General features: G+C 42.1%; 17 protein-coding genes and 1 pseudogene. 10 read left to right on the top strand and 8 right to left on the bottom strand.

Going from position 1 to position 19,260, the window contains the following annotated elements:
- The first annotated feature begins 53 nt into the window (after positions 1–53).
- The 3 genes from Q0688_RS26325 (at position 54) to Q0688_RS26315 (ending at position 3,088) form a co-directional block, all read left to right on the top strand.
- On the top strand, positions 54–1,430 hold the full coding sequence (locus Q0688_RS26325) for a cytochrome ubiquinol oxidase subunit I (RefSeq protein ID WP_299084652.1): 1,377 nt from the start codon (positions 54–56) through the stop codon (positions 1,428–1,430).
- Positions 1,427–2,425, top strand: a complete 999-nt coding sequence (locus Q0688_RS26320; protein ID WP_299084648.1) for a cytochrome d ubiquinol oxidase subunit II — start codon at positions 1,427–1,429, stop codon at positions 2,423–2,425. Before Q0688_RS26325 ends, Q0688_RS26320 begins: the two co-directional genes overlap by 4 nt.
- Positions 2,426–2,542: 117 nt before the next feature.
- Positions 2,543–3,088: a hypothetical protein gene (locus tag Q0688_RS26315; RefSeq protein ID WP_299084645.1), complete on the top strand. Its 546-nt coding sequence runs from the start codon at positions 2,543–2,545 to the stop codon at positions 3,086–3,088.
- A gap of 96 nt (positions 3,089–3,184) precedes the next feature.
- On the opposite strand, the gene Q0688_RS26310 is transcribed toward Q0688_RS26315, so the two are convergent.
- Positions 3,185–3,622, bottom strand: coding sequence for a DUF3010 family protein (locus Q0688_RS26310; RefSeq protein WP_299084641.1), 438 nt, complete (start codon positions 3,620–3,622; stop codon positions 3,185–3,187).
- A gap of 132 nt (positions 3,623–3,754) precedes the next feature.
- Here Q0688_RS26310 and Q0688_RS26305 point away from each other — a divergent pair, with 132 nt between their 5' ends.
- The 3 genes from Q0688_RS26305 (at position 3,755) to Q0688_RS26295 (ending at position 5,721) form a co-directional block, all read left to right on the top strand.
- Positions 3,755–4,414, top strand: coding sequence for a glutathione S-transferase (locus Q0688_RS26305; protein ID WP_299084638.1), 660 nt, complete (start codon positions 3,755–3,757; stop codon positions 4,412–4,414).
- 78 nt (positions 4,415–4,492) lie between these two features.
- Positions 4,493–4,687 carry a CPXCG motif-containing cysteine-rich protein gene (locus Q0688_RS26300; RefSeq protein ID WP_299084635.1) on the top strand — a complete coding sequence of 65 codons (195 nt, stop codon included), beginning with the start codon at positions 4,493–4,495 and terminating at the stop codon, positions 4,685–4,687.
- Positions 4,688–4,764: 77 nt separating this feature from the next.
- On the top strand, positions 4,765–5,721 hold the full coding sequence (locus Q0688_RS26295; protein WP_299084632.1) for a hypothetical protein: 957 nt from the start codon (positions 4,765–4,767) through the stop codon (positions 5,719–5,721).
- Positions 5,722–5,764: 43 nt separating this feature from the next.
- Here Q0688_RS26295 and Q0688_RS26290 read toward each other — a convergent pair whose 3' ends face one another.
- Positions 5,765–7,162 carry a PhoH family protein gene (locus Q0688_RS26290; protein ID WP_299084630.1) on the bottom strand — a complete coding sequence of 466 codons (1,398 nt, stop codon included), beginning with the start codon at positions 7,160–7,162 and terminating at the stop codon, positions 5,765–5,767.
- A gap of 220 nt (positions 7,163–7,382) precedes the next feature.
- Between Q0688_RS26290 and rapA the strand changes: the two genes are divergently transcribed.
- The 4 genes from rapA to Q0688_RS26270 all read left to right on the top strand — a co-directional run bounded on the left by rapA (position 7,383) and on the right by Q0688_RS26270 (position 12,389).
- Positions 7,383–10,217, top strand: coding sequence for an RNA polymerase-associated protein RapA (gene rapA, locus Q0688_RS26285; RefSeq protein WP_299084628.1), 2,835 nt, complete (start codon positions 7,383–7,385; stop codon positions 10,215–10,217).
- Positions 10,218–10,223: 6 nt separating this feature from the next.
- Positions 10,224–10,880 carry an RluA family pseudouridine synthase gene (locus tag Q0688_RS26280; protein WP_299084626.1) on the top strand — a complete coding sequence of 219 codons (657 nt, stop codon included), beginning with the start codon at positions 10,224–10,226 and terminating at the stop codon, positions 10,878–10,880.
- A gap of 76 nt (positions 10,881–10,956) precedes the next feature.
- A complete protein-coding gene (locus Q0688_RS26275; RefSeq protein ID WP_299084623.1) occupies positions 10,957–11,898 on the top strand; it encodes a DUF3530 family protein in 942 nt (313 codons plus the stop codon).
- 158 nt (positions 11,899–12,056) lie between these two features.
- Positions 12,057–12,389 (top strand): hypothetical protein, encoded by a 333-nt coding sequence (locus Q0688_RS26270; protein WP_299084620.1) that lies wholly within the window; start codon positions 12,057–12,059, stop codon positions 12,387–12,389.
- A 20-nt stretch (positions 12,390–12,409) separates the two neighbouring features.
- On the opposite strand, the gene Q0688_RS26265 is transcribed toward Q0688_RS26270, so the two are convergent.
- The 6 genes and pseudogenes from Q0688_RS26265 to Q0688_RS26240 all read right to left on the bottom strand — a co-directional run.
- On the bottom strand, positions 12,410–13,693 hold the full coding sequence (locus tag Q0688_RS26265; RefSeq protein WP_299084618.1) for an AmpG family muropeptide MFS transporter: 1,284 nt from the start codon (positions 13,691–13,693) through the stop codon (positions 12,410–12,412).
- Positions 13,694–13,749: 56 nt separating this feature from the next.
- A complete protein-coding gene (locus Q0688_RS26260; RefSeq protein ID WP_299084615.1) occupies positions 13,750–14,703 on the bottom strand; it encodes a GGDEF domain-containing protein in 954 nt (317 codons plus the stop codon).
- An 11-nt stretch (positions 14,704–14,714) separates the two neighbouring features.
- Positions 14,715–15,731 (bottom strand): response regulator, encoded by a 1,017-nt coding sequence (locus Q0688_RS26255; protein ID WP_299084612.1) that lies wholly within the window; start codon positions 15,729–15,731, stop codon positions 14,715–14,717.
- Positions 15,732–15,770: 39 nt separating this feature from the next.
- Complete coding sequence (locus tag Q0688_RS26250; protein ID WP_299084609.1) at positions 15,771–16,604, bottom strand: thymidylate synthase; 834 nt, start codon at positions 16,602–16,604, stop codon at positions 15,771–15,773.
- A gap of 39 nt (positions 16,605–16,643) precedes the next feature.
- A complete protein-coding gene (gene ptsP, locus Q0688_RS26245) occupies positions 16,644–18,932 on the bottom strand; it encodes a phosphoenolpyruvate--protein phosphotransferase (RefSeq protein WP_299084606.1) in 2,289 nt (762 codons plus the stop codon).
- Positions 18,933–18,967: 35 nt separating this feature from the next.
- Positions 18,968–19,260, bottom strand: a pseudogene (locus Q0688_RS26240) (RNA pyrophosphohydrolase); the annotation flags it as partial.

Here is a 19,260-nt window from a genome sequence, read left to right as displayed (position 1 = left end):
AGAAACTTAAAACCAAAGATAGTAATTTTCTAACACAACTTATGAGGTGTCCTATGGCTGACGTCTTCCTATTGTCTCGTCTGCAATTTGCGGCCAATATTAGTTTTCATATTTTATTTCCCAGTATCACTATTGCGTTAGGCTGGTTTCTGTTCTATTTCAAACTACGTTTTTCACTTAACGGGCATCCTGTGTGGATGCGGATCTACCGTTTTTGGGTAAAAGTGTTTGCCCTAACTTTTGCCTTAGGTGTGGTAAGTGGTATCACCATGTCATTTCAGTTTGGTACAAATTGGCCGGGTTATATGGAGACAGTAGGCAATATAGCGGGCCCACTTTTAGGCTATGAAGTGCTGACCGCCTTCTTCTTAGAAGCCACATTTCTAGGGGTGATGTTATTTGGTATCCATCGTGTACCGGGCTGGTTACATACCTTAGCCACCTTATTAGTAGCGGTAGGCACCACCCTTTCATCTTTTTGGATTATTGCACTAAATTCTTGGATGCAAACACCTACAGGTTTTGAAATGCGTGATGGCGTTGCCCATGCGGTTGACTGGTGGGCAGTCATTTTTAATCCTTCCTTTCCATACCGCTTGACGCATGTATTGTTGGCGTCGGCGCTCACTGCTTCGTTTTTAATTGCCGGGATTTCAGCCTATCGCATCATTAGGGGAGATAATAAACAAGCTCCTAAGTTAGCACTCAAAACCGCAATCTTGGTGGCAGCACTCTTGGTGCCTGTACAAATATTTGTAGGCGACTTACATGGCCTAAATACTCTGCAACACCAGCCCCAGAAAATAGCGGCAATGGAAGGGATATGGGACACACAAAAAGGTGTGCCACTGTTGTTGTTTGCGATACCAGATGAGAAAAACCGCACTAACCATTTTGAACTAGCTATCCCCAAAGTGACCAGTGTTATCTTGACCCATGATGCTGAGGGAGAAGTTCAAGGTCTCAACGATTTTAAGGGCCTCCATCCGCCCGTGGCTCCAGTGTTTTATGGTTTTCGCATTATGGTGGCAATGGGTATGTTGATGCTAATTGTTGCATGGATCAGTAGTTACAAATTACTCCGTCAACATCAGTTAAGTAGAGGTCTGCTATATTGCCTTGTTGCTATGAGTTTTTCTGGGTGGATAGCCACATTGGCGGGTTGGTATGTCACAGAAATAGGCCGCCAGCCTTATCTGGTGTCGGGTCTGTTAAAAACATCAGATGCTGTCACCAATATTGCACCAGAAAACGTAGTATTTAGTTTTATATTGTACTTATCCGTATACGTAATTTTACTGATTGCCTATTTACATACGCTATTTTTGATGGCGCGAAAAGCTGTGGAAATAGAAGAAATTCAACCTGAAGAAAAACCTCGGCAAAGCAGACATCACCTAAAGAATACCAATCAAGGAGCAACATTATGATCGCCGACATTAACTTGCCCATTGTTTTTGCTGGGCTTATGGCGCTGTCAGTCATTGTTTATGCCATTTTAGACGGCTATGACTTAGGAGTAGGTATACTGTTACCCCTTAGCAATGATAAACAAGCTGACCAAATGATTGCCTCAATCGGACCTTTTTGGGATGCCAATGAAACCTGGTTAGTATTGGCGGTAGGCTTACTACTTATCGCTTTTCCCAGCGCCCACAATGTAATTTTAAAAGCACTATATATTCCAACAGCCATTATGTTGGTAGGGCTTATTCTACGGGGAGTGGCTTTTGACTTTCGGGCTAAGGTGGCACAAGTTAATAAACATCATTGGAACCGCATCTTTAAATTGGGATCATGTATTGCCTCTACCAGCCAAGGTTATATGTTAGGTAGTTTTGTGATGGGTTTTGAAGACTCAGTGAGTGCATATGTATTTGCCACAATAAGTGCAATAGGCGTCACTTGTGCCTACGCTCTTATTGGCAGTACCTGGTTAATATTAAAAACCAGCGACGAGTTACAATTGGAGGCCATTAAATGGGCAAAACTGGCAGGAAAAGTAAGTTTCTTAGGGATTCTTGCCGTGTGTATTGTCAATCCATTGATCAATCAGTTTGTTTTTGAGCGCTGGACTAGCCCGCCTTTCGCCTATTTTATGGCCATAGTACCTTTTGCGTGTTTTGTCTTGTTGTACTTAGGCAATCTAGTCCTAAAACAATTACCCTTAGAAGGTGACAGCGGCTGTTGGCTCCCATTTTTAATTACAGTTGTGGTGTATGTGTTTTGTTTCTGTGGCCTTACCTTTAGCTTTTACCCTTATGTGGTGCCCGGCAAACTAACTATTTGGCAGGCAGCCAGCGCCCCGGAATCCTTAGGTTTTATTTTGTATGGCGCGGTTATCGTCATTCCTTGTATTTTGGCTTATACGGTATTTTCATATCGCGTTTTTTGGGGGAAAGCGCAAGCTTTACGGTATTACTAAATCTCTTCGCCATGCCATAAACTATTTGCCAGAGAGTGGTATATCGCTGTAGATTTCTAAAAGTGACAATGGCGGGTGAAAGCAGAAGAAGCTTAGCCTATTAAATAAAGGCGAAAAATGGACAGTATGCTTGCTTGGTGCTTTAAGGTCGCAAACCTTCGATTGATACTTGGAATGTGCGCGATCTATCTAGTATTCCCACTACTTCTTTTACCTCAAGTTATTAATTCAGGCAGTGTAGGGCCTCTCGATTTACTCTTATGGTATAACCACGATACGCTATATCAGATGTTAAGCGCATACGGTGAAGCCATTCGCACTAGATATATTATGGGATTACTTACTGTCGATTTAGCCTATCCAATTTATTATGGCACGTTGTTATCGATGATCATGGCTGTAATCATCAAAAAGCTGACCATTCCATGCCCACAAAAAATCATTTTGATACCTTATATTGTGGTACTTTTTGATTTAACTGAGAACGGCTTCCTAATTTTTCTGCTCAGTGCTTACCCTAAGCAACATAATCACATCGCCGATACTGTTGGATTTATCACAGCCATAAAGTGGAGCATATTTTTCAGCGTAGCCGTTCTATTAATCTATTTAGTGGGTCGCGGTTTACACCACAGGAAAAAATCCCAGAGCGGAAATAATTAGACCATTACAAACAACGAAAACGGCGCTATTTATTAAAATAACGCCGTGTTTGGACTTTCTTTAAACTAGCGAGTAATACTAAAAATCGTCGCTGTATTACTCTGCGTATTTATCTTTCATCAAAAAAGCAAAGGCGGTATTAAAGGCGACTTCTTGAAACATCTTTAAACCGGTTTCGGCCATTGGCACTAATACAGGATTACGTTTTAACGATTCTTTGATTTCTGTGGGCGACAATACTGTGACTTCAACATCATTTAACAACTCTAAGGCCGCTTCTAATTTAAAGCCGATTGCTCCACCAGCAAATTTGCCTTTCATGGGGCGTTGACGAATCACGATTTGTTCGACTTTGTAGTCTTGCACTAATTGGGCAACGGTCTTTTGAAAATACCGTAGGTCCTTGGCGATCGCGTTCTTAGGTAGAGATAATTTACGGGTACGACAATCGGGAATTTGAAACACTTCTTCCTCTAAAGACAACAAACAAACATTGGCATCATTACCACTTAATTCAACACCTATAACGCGCATAATATTTTCCCCAAATTTTAATTGGGCGGATTATAGCGTAAATTAATGGCAAATCATCAATAAAACGATGTTGAGTACAGTACATAGTTATACCAAGATACCCACCTCAACAACCCACCAAAAGGTGCAAAAATGTTAACTCTCTATGGTTTTGACGTCAGTAACTACTTTAATATGATCAAACTAGGCTGCGCAATTAAGGGCATCGAATATAAAACCGTCATTTTATATCCCAACCAGTCGTCTGAATACCTTGATAAAAGTCCTATGGGCAAAGTACCTGCTTTAGAAACCGAGCAAGGTGTTTTAACTGAAACCAATGTCATTCTTGAATATCTCGATGAGGCTTATCCTAACAATCCTTTATATCCTGGTGATGCGTTTGCAAAGGCCAAGATAAGAGAGATGGTTAAAATGGCGGAGCTTTATTTGGAATTACCTGCCAGGCGTTGCCATCCAGCAGTATTTTTTGGTCAAGAAGTCGATGAACTCACTAAAAAACAGGCAAAACGTGCCTTGTACAAAGGCATTGAAGGCATGGCGCGATGTGCTCAATTTAGTCCGTATCTAGCGGGCGAGCAGCTTACGGCAGCAGACATAGTATTTTTATACAGCGCCGATCTCGCGGCTTTAGTTGCAGGTAAGTTATTTGACTTCGATTTATTAGCTTTAGCACCGGGTGCGAAAGAGCTCATGGCCAAATTGAATCAAAGAGAAGACGTCAAGAAAATTGCCGAAGATAGAAAAGTCGCCAATGTGGCCTTTAAACAATATATTGCTAGTTTGAGTTAGCCCTTATAAAAAGTGATCATTTAGTAAATTATTGACCTACAATCACATTACCCTTTTTGTTGGTTTTTAAGGATTAAAATGAGCCTAACCGCAAGCGCAGAGTTCAGTTGCCCTTATTGTATGGTCACTAATGATCTAGAAATTGATGAAGAAAATGATTTAAACCAACAGCAAATTGTCGATTGTCGCATTTGCTGTTCTCCTATTGAGGTAGTGGTCACCACCGGCATTCACGACAAGTTTAATATCATTGCTACCACCGATAGAGAATAGCATTGGCAAATTACCAATAATGCAAACTTGGTGATAGTCTAGGTGTGTTTCTCTTCAGGTGAGTCCAAGTAGAATTTATGTTCAGAATCCCTCGCAATGCTTTCAGATGGCTTGCATTAGCTGTTATCAGCATGCCTATTTCTAGCTATGCCCAACAGTTAACATTCAATAAAGCTAAACAAAGCCAAGAGACCCACTTCAGTTACACTTGGTCAAATCATCAAGAGCAAGCAACAGATTTAGCATTTTCGTTGCCGCTATTCGCATTAAACCGGCAAAGCCATAGAAAATTCATTCCCGAATTGGCGCAACAGTATGTCTTTATTGAGCTGCATAAAGCCGCTCGAAAAATCAACCCCAAAGAAGCTCGCGTGCAAATTCAGCATAGAGGGGAGAATATTCATATTCAAGTTACGAGCCGATCACAGAACCTCTTTGATAAATGGCAACGTTCCATGGATCAAAGCCAAGAAAAAGCATTCGATCAGTATCTTGATGACAATTACTACAGCCACTTTCGCTCCTACTTAGGCCAAAAAGCGGTAAAACCCGATCACCTGCGTTATATTGCTGAGAATAAAGCAGCCTTATTACCTGTAGCTCAAGCTATGTACAACAAACTACCTACCAATAGTAGTACGCGCTCATACGTAAATTTGGTACTAAGCTGGGTACAAAGTATCCCCTACAATGAGTTAGAGAATCGCCTAACATCTAATGGTGCGGGATATTTACCCCCCTTGTCTGTGATTGCCAATAATCAAGGTGACTGCGATAGTAAAACGGTATTGATGGCAAGCCTAATTCGCTCGCTTTTGCCAGAAGTGAAAATGGCCATGGTGTTCTTGCCCAACCATGCCTTACTGGGCATAGTTTTGCCTTTTAGAACCAATGAACAAACCTTATATTTCGGCGGGGCTGAATATTTGTTGATGGAGCCAACAGGGCCAGCAAAAATTCCACTAGGAAAAATTGCCACTAGCAGTGCCCAGGCCATAGCCGGGAATATGTTTAGCGTGGAGGAAGTGCAGTAGCCACAAGTTTGCGGCATTTGCTTATATTCTATTTATTGTCAGCTTATAATTGCTCTTCGGCAAATTCCGCTAGTCGACTGCGTACCACTCCGTCTAACGTCATTGTGGCGCTGCCAGAGAAGTTCTTAAATTTCTCAACTAGGTAAGTCAAACCCGAGGTCACTGCGCTTAGGTAATTACTATCGATTTGAGCCAAATTACCACTACAAATCAACTTAGTGCCTTCACCGCAGCGGGTAATAATGGTTTTTAATTGTGAAGCTGTGAGATTTTGTGACTCATCTAAAATCACTATGGCATTTTGAATACTTCGACCACGCATAAAGTTCACTGACTTAAACTGAATGTTGGCCTTTTCCATGATGTAGCTCATCGATCCTTTTACGTTTTCATCATTTTTGTGCAGCACTTCTAAACTGTCGGTAATAGCGGCCAACCAAGGAGCCATTTTTTCTTCTTCGGTACCGGGCAAAAAGCCTATAGATTCGGCTATTTCAGGGGTGCTTCTGGTGACGATGATCTTATCGTACATATTTTTCTCAATCACCATTTCGAGCGCCGCCGCCAACGCTAGTAAGGTCTTACCACTGCCAGCAGGGCCAGTTAATATGACTAAATCAATATGGGGGTCGAGCAATGCATGTAGTCCCATAGCTTGACCAATATTTTTAGGTTGAATGCCCCACGCTTTACGACCCATTAAACGCTCATAACCTAAATCTAATACCTCTAAATGCTCGCCATCTATGGATTCCACTAAACCGGCGAAATGTTGACTATCGTCTAATAAAAATTCGTTTACATAGGCCTCGGGCAGCACATTTCTATCGATAGTATGAATAGTGTCACGTCCTTCGGTACGACTGTCTACAGCCTTCACAATGTCCCAAAATTCACCTGAAAATTGATGATAACCTTTTGATAAGTATTTGATATCTGTAACGAGTTGATCGGTGCGGTAATCTTCTACGTGGGCTAAGCCAGCGCCTTTGGCTTTTAAGCGCATATTGATATCTTTTGTCACCAAAACTATTTGTTTTGGATGATGAGATTTTTGTAAATATAGGGCGCTATTGATAATGCGGTTATCATTTTCATTGCTGGTAAACACTTGTTGGGATACAGGCATACCATGATCGACAAAAATCGAAAGCTTACCTGTAGGCGCAGCTTCTCCAGCACCTAAGCCTTGCATAGATACCCCTTGCATCAGCTCTTCTGGTGTTGCGTCATGAAGCAGATCTTCCATCGCTCTAATGGAAACTCGTGCGTCGCGGGCGACGTCTTTTTTACTGTCCTTAATGTAATCTAGTTCCTCAAGCACTGTCATGGGAACCACTACATCGTTTTCTTTAAAGGATAAAAAGGCAAGGGGTTCATGCAGCAGAATATTGGTATCTAACACATAAACTTTTGAACTTAGTGCTTTTTTTCTGGGCATCCGGCGCTCCTCTTTGGATTTAGATCACAAACCTAGCCGCTAATTCATGTTTCGAGTCCATTTGACTAAGTTAACGCAGAATCCAAAACACACTTAACGTTAGGATTACAATAAAACACTTTCTGTAGACAATCATCTACTTTTAAACAGTAGATGATTAAATTTTTGCTACAATGCGCGCCCGTTTTGCAGCAGACATTACACAGCGAAGGAAAAGAAAATGGCTAAGCAACAATATTTTGCCTTAGGGCAACGCTGGCTCAGTGATACTGAAACTGATTTAGGCCTAGGCACAATAGTGCTGATCGAATCTCGCACAGTTACCCTGTTATTTCCCGCCACAGGTGAAAGCCGTGTTTATGCAGCTCAAACAGCCCCTTTAACCCGAATAGAGTTTGCGGTTGGCGATACGGTAAAAAGCCATGAAGGCTGGGAGATGGTGGTTGAACAAGTACAACAGAAAGACCAACAGCTGACATATATTGGCCAGCGCATCGATACCACTCAAGCTGTGGTCTTAAAAGAAACTTTCGTCGATCACCACTTTCAACTGAATCAACCAGAACAACGTTTATTAAATGGCCAATTTGACCACCCCAAATGGTTCGACCTTCGTGAGCAATGCCTGTCACATCAATTTGCACATAGCACCTCATCGTTGTTGGGGTTTGTAGGGGCGAGGGTCGATTTAATCCCTCATCAATTACATATTTCCTCTGAAGTAGGTGGCCGCCATGCCCCTAGAGTATTACTGGCTGATGAAGTGGGTTTAGGTAAAACCATTGAAGCGGCGTTGATTATCCACCAGCAATTGCTAACAGCCAGAGCGCAGCGAGTATTGATAGTGGTGCCTTCTAGCTTAGTACACCAATGGCTAGTAGAGATGTTACGCCGGGTTAATTTGGCTTTTTCGGTATTTGATGAGCAACGCTGTGAAGCTATGTCTGAAGACGCAGGCAACCCTTTTGAGGCAGAACAATTAGTTATTTGTAGCCTGGATTTTTTAACTCACAATAGTCGTTATTATCAACAAGCACTGGAAGCTCAGTGGGACCTGATGGTGGTAGATGAAGCCCATCATCTCATTTGGTCTGAAGGCCAGCCTTCTCAGGAATATCAAGTAATAGAGGGCTTAGCTAATGCCACTAAAGGGGTATTGCTCCTTACCGCTACACCGGATCAGCTTGGCCATGAAAGCCACTTTGCCAGATTGCGATTACTCGATCCCGCTCGTTTTCATGATTATCAAAGCTTTGTAGCCGAAGAGCATCAATACAGTCAACTCGCCACGGCTATTGGCCCCTTACTGAGCGGTGCAAAGCTAAGTGATCAGGATGTTCAAGCCATCAGTCAGTTTGCCGAAGCTGAGATGTTAACAGATATCAATGCCTCTGATGCACAGACCAAAACTAAGCTGCTGCATACACTTTTAGATCAACATGGCACCGGACGACTGCTATTTAGAAACAGTCGCGCTGGGGTAAGTGGCTTTCCAAGTAGAAAACTCTATAGCTATTCCTTACTGCAACCAATCGAATATTCCTTGCTACTCGCTGACGACCCAAACAATTTACAACTACAATTGACCCCAGAAAGGCACCCTAACATTGTCAATTCTTGGGTGAATTTCGATCCTAGAGTCGACTGGTTTATTCACCATTTAAAATCCTTAAAAGGCGAAAAGGTCCTAACAATCTGCGCCAATGCCAGCACCGCATTGCAATTATCTGAAGCCTTACGGGTAAAAGCGGGGACACGCTCCACTGTGTTCCATGAAGGTATGAGTATTGTTGATCGAGATAAAGCGGCCAATTATTTCGCCCAGTCTGAAGATGGCGCCCAAGTGCTTATCTGCAGCGAAATAGGCAGCGAAGGGCGTAATTTCCAATTTGCCCATCACCTTATATTGTTTGATTTACCTTTAGTGCCTGACCTTTTAGAACAGCGCATCGGTCGCCTCGATAGAATTGGTCAAAAGCATGATGTGTGTATTCATGTCCCATATTTTGACATGAGCGCCCAACAGGTATTGCTGGATTGGTACCACCAAGGCCTAGGCGCATTCGAACATACCTGCCCTACCGGCATGACTGTGTACGAAGAAACCCAAGAAATGCTACATGCTTGCATTCAAGCGCCCGAAGACACTGCGTTGTCAGAGCAATTGATTAATCAAACCGCCACTTTGCACCGTGAACTCAAGCTAAAATTAGAGCAAGGCAGAGATAAACTGCTGGAACTCAATTCTTCAGGGCAAGGCAGAATTGACGGCTTTTTACAGCAAATATTACAGGCCGAGCAGTCTCCTACACTGGAACTCTTTATGACTCGCCTATTTGATGCAATAGGATTACTACAAGAAGACAATGGCGAAAGTTGTTATGTGCTTCGCCCGACCGAAACCATGATCAGCCCACTTCCAGGCCTAGACGAAGAAGGCATGACAGTCACCTATGAGCGCACCACTGCCACCCTACTAGAACATGTGACGTTTCTAAGTTGGGATCACCCGATGATCCATCATGCCATGGATATGTTAACGACCGATGTTATTGGCAAGAGTTCTATGGCCTTTTGTCGCGACCAAACTAAGCCAGCCGGCGCCTACTGGTTAGAGTGCTTATTTGTACTTTCTACTAAAGGCACTCAAGGATTACAACTATCGCGATTTCTGCCCCCTACACCTATAAAGATTTGCATTGATGCCAGTTCGCAGCCTGTAGATAAGCATTTTATCCAGTTAGATGCCGTACTCCCTAAAATGGGCAATCAATTAATTAGCGCTCTCAAACCTCAAATAGAAAAGTGCTTACGCCATGCCCAGCAACAGGCCGAACAGCAAGCTGAACTAGTGAAAACCCAGCGGATTGATCAGATGCAGGAGTTGTTGGGCGATGAGCTTGCCAGATTACAACACTTACAAAAAGTGAACCCCGCAATTCGTGATGAGGAAATTGACCATGTGGCGAATCAAATCATGAGCCTTAAACTGATTATGAGCGAAGCGCGTTTAAACCTCGAAGCCATTAGGCTTGTTGTGAACAACCCACAGTAACAACTTATGGCTATTATTAATTACAATCCACCTACTCGTCCGTACTTGGATATAGTTGCGCAAGATAACGACATCTTGGTATTAAACAAACCCAGTGGATTGCTGAGTGTTCCTGGCAAGGCAAAAGAGCATGCAGACTGCTTACAAAGCCGGGCTCAGCGAGTATTTCCAACGGCAACAGTGGTGCATCGTTTAGATATGGCCACCTCTGGATTAATGGTGATGGCCTTAAATAAGGCAGCCCATAGGCATATTTCTAAGCAGTTTGAACTAAGGGAAACCGCCAAAACCTATCAAGCCATAGTGTTTGATACAGTACAACAAGACAAAGGGGAAGTTAACTTACCTTTAATTTGTGACTGGCCTAATCGCCCAAAACAAATGATTGATCATGAACGGGGCAAAAAAGCACTGACGCTGTGGCGGGTGATAGAACGCACAAACAATACTACTCGGATGGAGCTTAAACCTATTACCGGGCGTTCGCACCAACTCAGAGTCCATATGCTAAGTATGCAACACCCTATTATTGGTGATCGTTTATATGCTCATAAGCAAGCTTTAGATATGGCAAACAGGCTTAATTTACATGCTATGTTTTTAAGTTTTCGCCATCCAGCAACAGAACAAACCCTAAGTTTTGAATCGCCCGTTCCTTTTTAAACTCAGCATCTGTAACCTATACCAAACAAAAATCAGTCAAAATTAAAGAACTGCTGAATACTTTCCGATAACCTAATTGCGACATATTTTCAGAGTGCTGAACCCTATTAAATTTCTGTTTGTTATTCTTCTGACTGGGCTGAGTTTCAACAATTTTGCTGCCCTCGATAAACAACTGCTAAGGCAGTTGGATATTCAACGTGGCTTATTTGCAGATAGCTATCAAAGTTTCGAAGTGGACGATCAGCCAATCATCTATCTATTAGAAGAAAACACAACGGCTATTACTCGTGGTGTAGCCGTTATGGTAGCCGATAGTGGCATTCCAATAGCAGGCCAAGAAGGTTTTGCTACTTTGGCCAAAGAACTCAATAAAATTGGCTGGGTGACTATATTACTGCCCGCTCCGGATGCAGGATTTTTGCCTATTCTTGAACCAGAATCTATTGCGGACAATGACCCAACAACAGCCAGTACCACGCCTCTTGACAATAAAACCACAACCGAGACCCAACTAGGGGCGCAAAGTTCGGCCACTACACCCATCAATATTAACAAGATGGCTGTTACCACCATAGATGATCAAGCCTTTATAAAACACGAACAACAACTGGTATCTCTTTTACAAGCCGTTATTGAAAAGTCCAAGGAATATCCAGGTTTTTTCTTAGTTATCAGTAAAGGTACAAGTGCCGCATGGCTGAGTAAAATTTATGCCGAAAAACAGCTAGGTACACCAGATGCCTTTGTTGCCATTAGTCCTTATTGGCCCGACCGAAAACATAACCAGCGTCTGCCACAATGGATTGCCAGCACACCTATGCCAGTATTAGATTTGTACAGTAATAGCGATAACGGGTGGGCAAAAAACACCGTTTCACAAAGAGAAATAACAGCAGTCAAATCCCTAAAACTACAATATCGCCAAAGAGAGTTACTCGGGTTCAATTTGAATAAACAGCAAAATGCTTACATTAGTAAGGAAATTTATGGCTGGGTCAGTCATATGGGATGGTAGCTCATCAGTCATGATAACTGGCTTTGCATATTTTCATGGGTATAAAAGCTACCGATAAATACCTGTGTATTTATAAAAACACGGCGATTTTCTGAAAAAATAAAAATTCTAGCTATACTTGAGCCCATTCATCAGGGTAAATTTCGGCGGTCTTATTAGTGTCCACTGTCAGTCATTTTGTACATCGTAAATCCAAGCAGCTGACATATTTTGTCCGAGGCTTTTTACATCAAAAAATTCCTTATTCGGAATTGGATCTATTTTTTTGGGATACCATGGAAGAGTGGGCACAAATTAAAAAAGGCAAAAACCTGCCTTACGAAAAAACAGAACAAATTTTTTGGCACATACTGCATCAAGTGCATTATTGGCCTCACCGCACACTAATAGAAGACCCCTATTTACGAGGTGAATTAGAAACTTGCCTTGACTGCTTAGAAAGTGAAGGTTGCTACCCACTTCCTTTAGATTGCATTGGTATCAGGCCTTAATTAACTCGAACTCGGGATAATTACTTAGGGTAGGCAGCATTGTTACCTTCTTGTTTGTTATTTTCCTGATCTTGCTTGCCACTCCACGGAGCAATTTTTAGTAACATCAACATGCCAGGCAAGGCGCAAACAAAGCAAATAATAAAAAACTGGGTGTAACCCACCGACTCTATTATAAATCCGGTTGCCGCACTAACAAAGGTACGTGGGATAGCCGCAATACTAGAAAACAGTGCAAACTGAGTAGCGGTGAAGTTTTTATTGGTAGACTTAGCCATATAGGCAATTAATGCGACTGAGCCCAAACCAACACCTAAATACTCAAAGCCACTCGCTAATGCCAGCACAAAATGGTTATAACCCACCACAGACAACAGCACATAACCTAAAATCGATATCAATTGGAAGATGCCAAACACCCATAAGCTACGGTTTATACCAAGCTTAATCATGGCGAGTCCACCTAAAATCGTGCCAACAGTCGCGCCTATAGTCTTAGATACTTTTGCAATAGATCCTATTTCAACGGTAGAAAAACCCATATCCATAAAAAATGGCGTTTCTAGCGCTGTCGCCATGCTGTCACCAAGCTTATATAGGATAAGGAACAACAAGATCCACACTGCTTGCTGCCATCCATCGCGCCTAAAAAATTCCTTAAATGGTTCGATAACAGCAATACGTAAAGTTTGTGGTTCATCGCCAGGTTTAGAAGATTCTTTTATCAATAAAGTGGTAACTAACCCCACTAACATAAAAGCAGCAATGCTCAAATGAGCCACAGACCATGGAAAAAATCCCGCTAGTATCATGGCCAAAGAACCCGGTACAAATGACGACAACCTATAAGCTTGGGCATAAAAAGCATTACCAGCGCCCAATTCATCATCAGGTAATATCTCTCGGCGATAAGCATCGATAACAATATCTTGGCTGGCACTGAAAAATGCGATTGCCGCAACAATCAAGATAATCTGAGACATTTGGGAGGCAGGATCAAATAGTGACAAGGCACTCATTAGTGCTATCAACATAATTTGGGTGACAAACATCCACCCTCGACGCCGTCCAAAAAATGGTAAGACAAAACGATCCATCACCGGCGACCATAAAAACTTCCAAGTGTATGGAAACAAAACCAAATTAATTAACCCAATTGTTGACAGGTCGATGTCGGCAGAACGCAGCCATGCTGGTACAAATTGAATAAGTAAATACAGGGGAAGGCCAGAGGAAAAGCCCGTCATAATGCAAATTAACATCCGTTTATTCAGGAGGGCTTGTTTAAAGGTTTTGTGGGTCATGAAAAAGTACTGTTTTTATTGGTATAATTTAAAGGATGTGTGCAATTGGCAGAGCTTTACTGCGCCAATACAACGCGATTTCTACCGGACTCTTTGGCTTGGTACAATGCCTTGTCGGCAGCGTTCAACCATTCGGAACTATCTTTGAAGGTATTTTTAAAACCTGCAATGCCAATACTCACAGTAAATGAAATTTCTACCTCATCATACACTAAGGTACATTTTTCAACTAACCGGCGAATCCTCTCCGACACAAATTCGACGTTAGCCACAGGTGTATCGGGTAACACTATGGCAAACTCTTCTCCACCATAACGCCCGGCACAATCGGTTTCTCGGATGGATTTTTTGATGATATTCGAAAAAGCCTTAATCACTTCGTCACCCGCAGTGTGACCATAAGTATCATTCACTTTTTTGAAATGGTCGATATCCAACATCAACAGCGATGAAGGGCTATCGCTACGTACTTTTCTTTTGTACTCCATCACAAACTGCTCTTCCCAAAAACCTCTGTTGTTGAGCCCTGTTAAGCTATCAATACGACTCACCTTTTCTAATTCACTATTGAGTGCCTGCATTCCCATGCGACTCACCGCTTCATCTGTCACATCGTATATGACTAAGCATACCTGCTCCACTTGTCCTGACAAAGATGCCAGCGGAAAGATAGTGATATTTTGGAACATATAATCGGCTTGAGAAGTAATAGGACGGTTACATTTGAAGTGAAATAAATAAGGGCGCTGCTCCCAAATAATAAACACTGGGCTTTTCAGTGAAAATGCTGGCGCCGCTTTACGAGTAAACCACTCTTTGTCAATGTCAGGAAAAAACTCAAACAAGTTTTTGTCTTGGATCATGCTTGGTACTATGCTGCTGTGATTTTCCATAAACTGGTTCCACACCTGCACGTCAAAATTTTTGTCCAGCACCACAATACCCACTTCAATTGACCCAAGCAGGTCATGTTTCCAATGCATTTCTGCCAAACTGCTGTCAACTGCCATAAAACCTAACCTTAAGAAGTGGATGTAACAAGTTTATCGAATACCAAATCGATAGATTTGTCGGGAAATAACAATAATAAGTCAAAATTGATATTTTGACTCTTAATCGAATAAGCAATTTCGATGGCCAACATATCTTCTTTTCTCTGGACTGTGTTTTTGAGAATCTCATCCAAATCACAATGCCTACCCAATATAATTGGATGATTATGACTAAACACCGAATGCAATTGCTGTGAAAGTGCTCGTAAACATGCACCAATAAGAATATTTGATACATCCATCAAAGCTTCCAGCTCTAAAGAAGCACTGCTCTTTTCATTGTTGTATTTAAGAAGCTTAATCATATTATCAAAGTTTGAATCGTTGAAAATTACCAGTGCTTCACCATTGATACCGGCGCTGATAAATCCCTGAGATACAGCTGAGACACTCTCGTTGCGCTGAATATCAGCCATCGCCATATGTAATTCAGTTTGGGTAATTAAATTAACATTAGGAATAGGTAAATCAATAAACTCACCTAACATTTTAGCTAGGCTTTCACCCGCTTGCCCCATAGCTACGTTGGCCATTTCACGATAGGCATCGAGTTTTTCAGCTCGAGAATTTTTTGTGGTCGGCTTAACTGTTTCGGCACGTTTTGTGGCTGACGCTTCACCCGAATACAAGCCAAATTGCGAAAGTATTTCAACCAACTTAACATTGTCGGTGGGCTTACGGATAAATTCTAGGGCACCTAATGCCAACATACGCGCCCGAGCTTCAGGTTGCACATCTCCCGACACTACTATCACCATAGTAGGTAAATCTTCATCCTTAATGGCTTGCATGGTCTGATAGCCGTCCATAATCGGCATATTCAAATCAAGAAACATCACGTCAGCTTTACCTGCACGGATCATTTCTAGCGCTTGTTGTCCATGTTCTGCAAAACTAATCTCAACGTCCCATCCATCTGGAATAGATCTTTGCATTTGCTTACGAGCAAAACTCGAATCATCACAAATAAGTACAGGAGTAGTCATAAGGGGTAATTACCTAATGTTAATTTGTATTGATACACATTAAATCGCCACAGGTGCTTTGATATGTTGATGTGACTGATAGCCTTTTAATTCAAAGTCACTGAATTGGAAACCAAAGATATCATCTTTGTTTGGATTAATTGTCATTTTCGGTAATGGGTAAGGTTGACGCGAAAGCTGTAAATTCGCTTGTTCTAGATGGTTAACATACAAATGAGCATCACCTAAGGTATGTACAAAGTCACCTAATTCTAAATTGCAGACTTGAGCCAACATCATAGTCAACAGCGCATAACTGGCAATGTTAAATGGCACCCCTAAAAATATATCACCACTGCGTTGATACAACTGACAAGAAAGTTTGCCTTCTAAAACATAAAACTGAAACATAGTATGACATGGTGGTAAAGCCTGTCTGCCTTGCTCGGCGTTCTCTTTTGGTGAATAAGCGGTATCGGGCAACACAGCGGGGTTCCATGCACTGACTATTAAACGTCTTGAATCTGGATTAGTTTTGATTTGTGCAACCAACTCACTTATTTGGTCGATAACCTGTCCGTTGGCGCCTTCCCAACTGCGCCACTGCTTGCCATAAACAGGGCCTAGTTCACCCTCATCTGTGGCCCACTCGTCCCAAATTTTGACATTATTTTCCTTTAGGTAGGCTATGTTAGTTTCACCTTTTAAAAACCATAACAACTCGTGAATGATAGAGCCAAGATGGCACTTTTTTGTGGTCACAAGTGGAAACCCTGCATTTAGGTCAAAGCGCATCTGGTAGCCAAATACACTAAGTGTACCTGTTCCGGTACGATCTTCTTTTTTCACACCCGTCTCTAAAACATGGCGCATGAGCTGTAAATACTGCTGCATTGTTTATTATCTCTTACTTCTTTTTCTTTAAATATACTATTAAATTCCAGCGCGTACTAAGCCGCCTAACCCAACAGATTCAAGATACAGGTTTATTTCTTCACGCACATCTTGTGGGTTGTTTAAGGTCAACACTTTAGCCAATAATTGCTCGGCGCTGCTTCGCTGAATATTGCGAATAATCCATTTAACTTTAAGTAAATTGTGATTATTCATACTAAGTTTTCGATACCCCATAGCAACTAGTAACACAACACCACCAGGCTCTCCAGCTAATTCTCCACAGACGGTAACTGGCACTCGCAACAGGTCAGAGTGCTTTGCAATAGTATTTAGCGCTGTCAACACTGCTGGATGATAACTATCGTATAAACTGGCTACTCGGGCATTGTTACGATCGACCGCTAATAAATATTGGGTTAAGTCATTGCTTCCAACTGAGAAAAAATCAACAATCTTAGATAATTGAGGTAACTGATAAAGCACAGCTGGTACTTCAAGCATCACCCCTATTTGGGGCATCACTAGGCTTTCACCCTTCTCTTGCGCCTCTTCTTCAACCTCGTAAAATGCTTGTCTAATCAGCCTTTTTGCCTCACTGACTTCACTCACCGAGGTTATCATGGGTAGCATGATGCTCAAATTATTCAAACCAATACTGGCACGTAACATGGCGCGGATCTGTACTAAGAAAATCTCAGGATGATCTAGAGTTAAACGGATCCCACGCCAACCAAGAAAAGGGTTTTCCTCTGAAATCGGAAAATAGGATAGAGGTTTATCTCCCCCCACATCCAAAGTACGCATAGTAAATAGCTTTTCGGGCTCAGCTTCAAGTAGACTTTTGTATAAGGCAACTTGTTCAAGTTCAGTTGGAAAACGCTCGCGCATCATAAATGGAATTTCGGTACGAAACAGACCTACCCCGTCAGAATGTGGGCTGTCATTCTTTTCTGCTTCGAGTGATAAGCCTGCATTCGTTAACAACCGAATTTCACAATTATCTGTGGTAATAGCAGGCAATGAGTCTTCTGCATGAATACGCTCAGACAACAGTTGTTCTTCAAGCAATAATTGCTCAAACTCACGCCTGATAGTGATATTTGGTGACACAATTACATCACCAGTATAACCATCGAGCAAAATTTCTTTGTCGTTTAATAATGCGATAGGGATATTAGTTAATCCCATCACAGCAGGCACGCCCATGGCTCTGGCCATTATAGCTGCATGGGAATTATTTGAGCCACGCATCGACACTATGCCCATTAGTTTTTCACTTGGGAACTCGGCCAACATCACAGCTGTAACTTCTTCTGCCACTAAAATACTATGTTGAGGGATCTCTCGGTTTTCGTGTTCGTCGGCGGTAATACCCAAGATGTTTGCTAAAACTCTATTTCCCATATCTTCAACGTCTACTGCGCGTTCACGCATGTAGGGATCCTTCATCGCTTGAAACTGGCGAATATAACTATCTACAACCATTTTCAATGATGTTGCTGCGTCCCATCCTAATTTGATCTCTTTTTCAACGTCCCGGCCCAAACTATTTGCATCGAGTAAATGATAATAAAGCTGAAAAATGGCACGTACATCGTCAGGCACTTCTCCTTGCATTCGCTCAGACAACACAGCCATATCAGCCTGAGTTTGCCTTACTGCGTGGCGGTAATTTTGAATTTGAACTTGTTGGTTTTCACTACGTTTAGGCACATGACTACGAATGCTCACCATCATATTTTGCAGATAGCCCACACCGCAGGCTAACCCTGATGAACCCGGGACGCCCTTTAAAGATTTTTGCCAGTCTTTTGGAATATTATCTTGTAAAACATTAATCGCCCCCCGAGCTTTGGCATTAGCAATTTCAACCGCCAACTGCATCGCAAGGGTCACCAAAAACGCTTCTTCATCCTCACTAAAGCGCCTTTTTTTTTGTTGTTGCAGGGTGAGTACACCTAATACCTTGCGCTGATGAATTATCGGCGCACCTAAAAAAGCGTGGTAATTATCTTCTTGCACTTCTGGGTAATGTTTAAAACGAGGGTGACGATGCGCATCGCTAATATTAAGGGGCTCTTCACGTTGACCAATTAAGCCCACTAACCCCTCAGAAAAGCCTACAGACACATGGCCTACCGCTGCCTTGGCTAATCCTTCGGTGGCGACCATCATAAAATGCTGTTGTTCGTAATCGGCCAAATAAATACTGCAAGAATCGACTTTCAAAGCTTCTATCAATCTAGTCGCCAAACAGCTTAATGCATCGTCAAATACAGGAATTTGATTCACTTCTTGAACGATACGTTTAAGCTCGGTTAACATAAGACCTGTTTATCTCTTGGGTATTTCTGCTTTAGTTAAGCCTTCCTGCGTCGCTTTGATTTTTGATAGTTACCTTGATTTTGTCCACTATGTTCGGGCATAGCAGTAGGTGAAAATTCTTTCATAACACGACGATACACGTCCCGCTTGAAAGAAACCACATTCCGCACTGGATACCAATAACTAACCCAGCGCCAACCGTCAAATTCAGGATGACTCGAATGCAGTAAATCGACATCATCTTCTTCACAGACCAGTTGCAATAAAAACCACTTTTGCTTTTGTCCAATACAAACAGGATTACTTCCCTGCCTAATCAGTCGTTTAG

The organism is uncultured Paraglaciecola sp. (assembly GCF_937123705.1).
Classification (GTDB): Bacteria; Pseudomonadota; Gammaproteobacteria; order Enterobacterales; family Alteromonadaceae; genus Paraglaciecola.
The sequence above is the reverse complement of the archived record's forward strand: the minus strand, read 5'-3'. Positions and strand labels throughout refer to the sequence as shown.

Bases quoted from the DNA above. Each gene is read 5' to 3' on its own strand.
- rapA (WP_299084628.1), top strand. From the start codon at position 7,383: ATGGCTAAGCAACAATATTTTGCCTTAGGGCAACGCTGGCTCAGTGAT.
- Q0688_RS26310 (WP_299084641.1), bottom strand. From the start codon at position 3,622: ATGCGCGTTATAGGTGTTGAATTAAGTGGTAATGATGCCAATGTTTGT.
- Q0688_RS26260 (WP_299084615.1), bottom strand. From the start codon at position 14,703: ATGGCAGTTGACAGCAGTTTGGCAGAAATGCATTGGAAACATGACCTG.
- ptsP (WP_299084606.1), bottom strand. From the start codon at position 18,932: ATGTTAACCGAGCTTAAACGTATCGTTCAAGAAGTGAATCAAATTCCT.
- Q0688_RS26320 (WP_299084648.1), top strand. From the start codon at position 1,427: ATGATCGCCGACATTAACTTGCCCATTGTTTTTGCTGGGCTTATGGCG.
- Q0688_RS26255 (WP_299084612.1), bottom strand. From the start codon at position 15,731: ATGACTACTCCTGTACTTATTTGTGATGATTCGAGTTTTGCTCGTAAG.
- Q0688_RS26300 (WP_299084635.1), top strand. From the start codon at position 4,493: ATGAGCCTAACCGCAAGCGCAGAGTTCAGTTGCCCTTATTGTATGGTC.
- Q0688_RS26265 (WP_299084618.1), bottom strand. From the start codon at position 13,693: ATGACCCACAAAACCTTTAAACAAGCCCTCCTGAATAAACGGATGTTA.
- Q0688_RS26325 (WP_299084652.1), top strand. From the start codon at position 54: ATGGCTGACGTCTTCCTATTGTCTCGTCTGCAATTTGCGGCCAATATT.
- Q0688_RS26295 (WP_299084632.1), top strand. From the start codon at position 4,765: ATGTTCAGAATCCCTCGCAATGCTTTCAGATGGCTTGCATTAGCTGTT.
- Q0688_RS26290 (WP_299084630.1), bottom strand. From the start codon at position 7,162: ATGCCCAGAAAAAAAGCACTAAGTTCAAAAGTTTATGTGTTAGATACC.
- Q0688_RS26280 (WP_299084626.1), top strand. From the start codon at position 10,224: ATGGCTATTATTAATTACAATCCACCTACTCGTCCGTACTTGGATATA.
- Q0688_RS26315 (WP_299084645.1), top strand. From the start codon at position 2,543: ATGGACAGTATGCTTGCTTGGTGCTTTAAGGTCGCAAACCTTCGATTG.
- Q0688_RS26250 (WP_299084609.1), bottom strand. From the start codon at position 16,604: ATGCAGCAGTATTTACAGCTCATGCGCCATGTTTTAGAGACGGGTGTG.
- Q0688_RS26305 (WP_299084638.1), top strand. From the start codon at position 3,755: ATGTTAACTCTCTATGGTTTTGACGTCAGTAACTACTTTAATATGATC.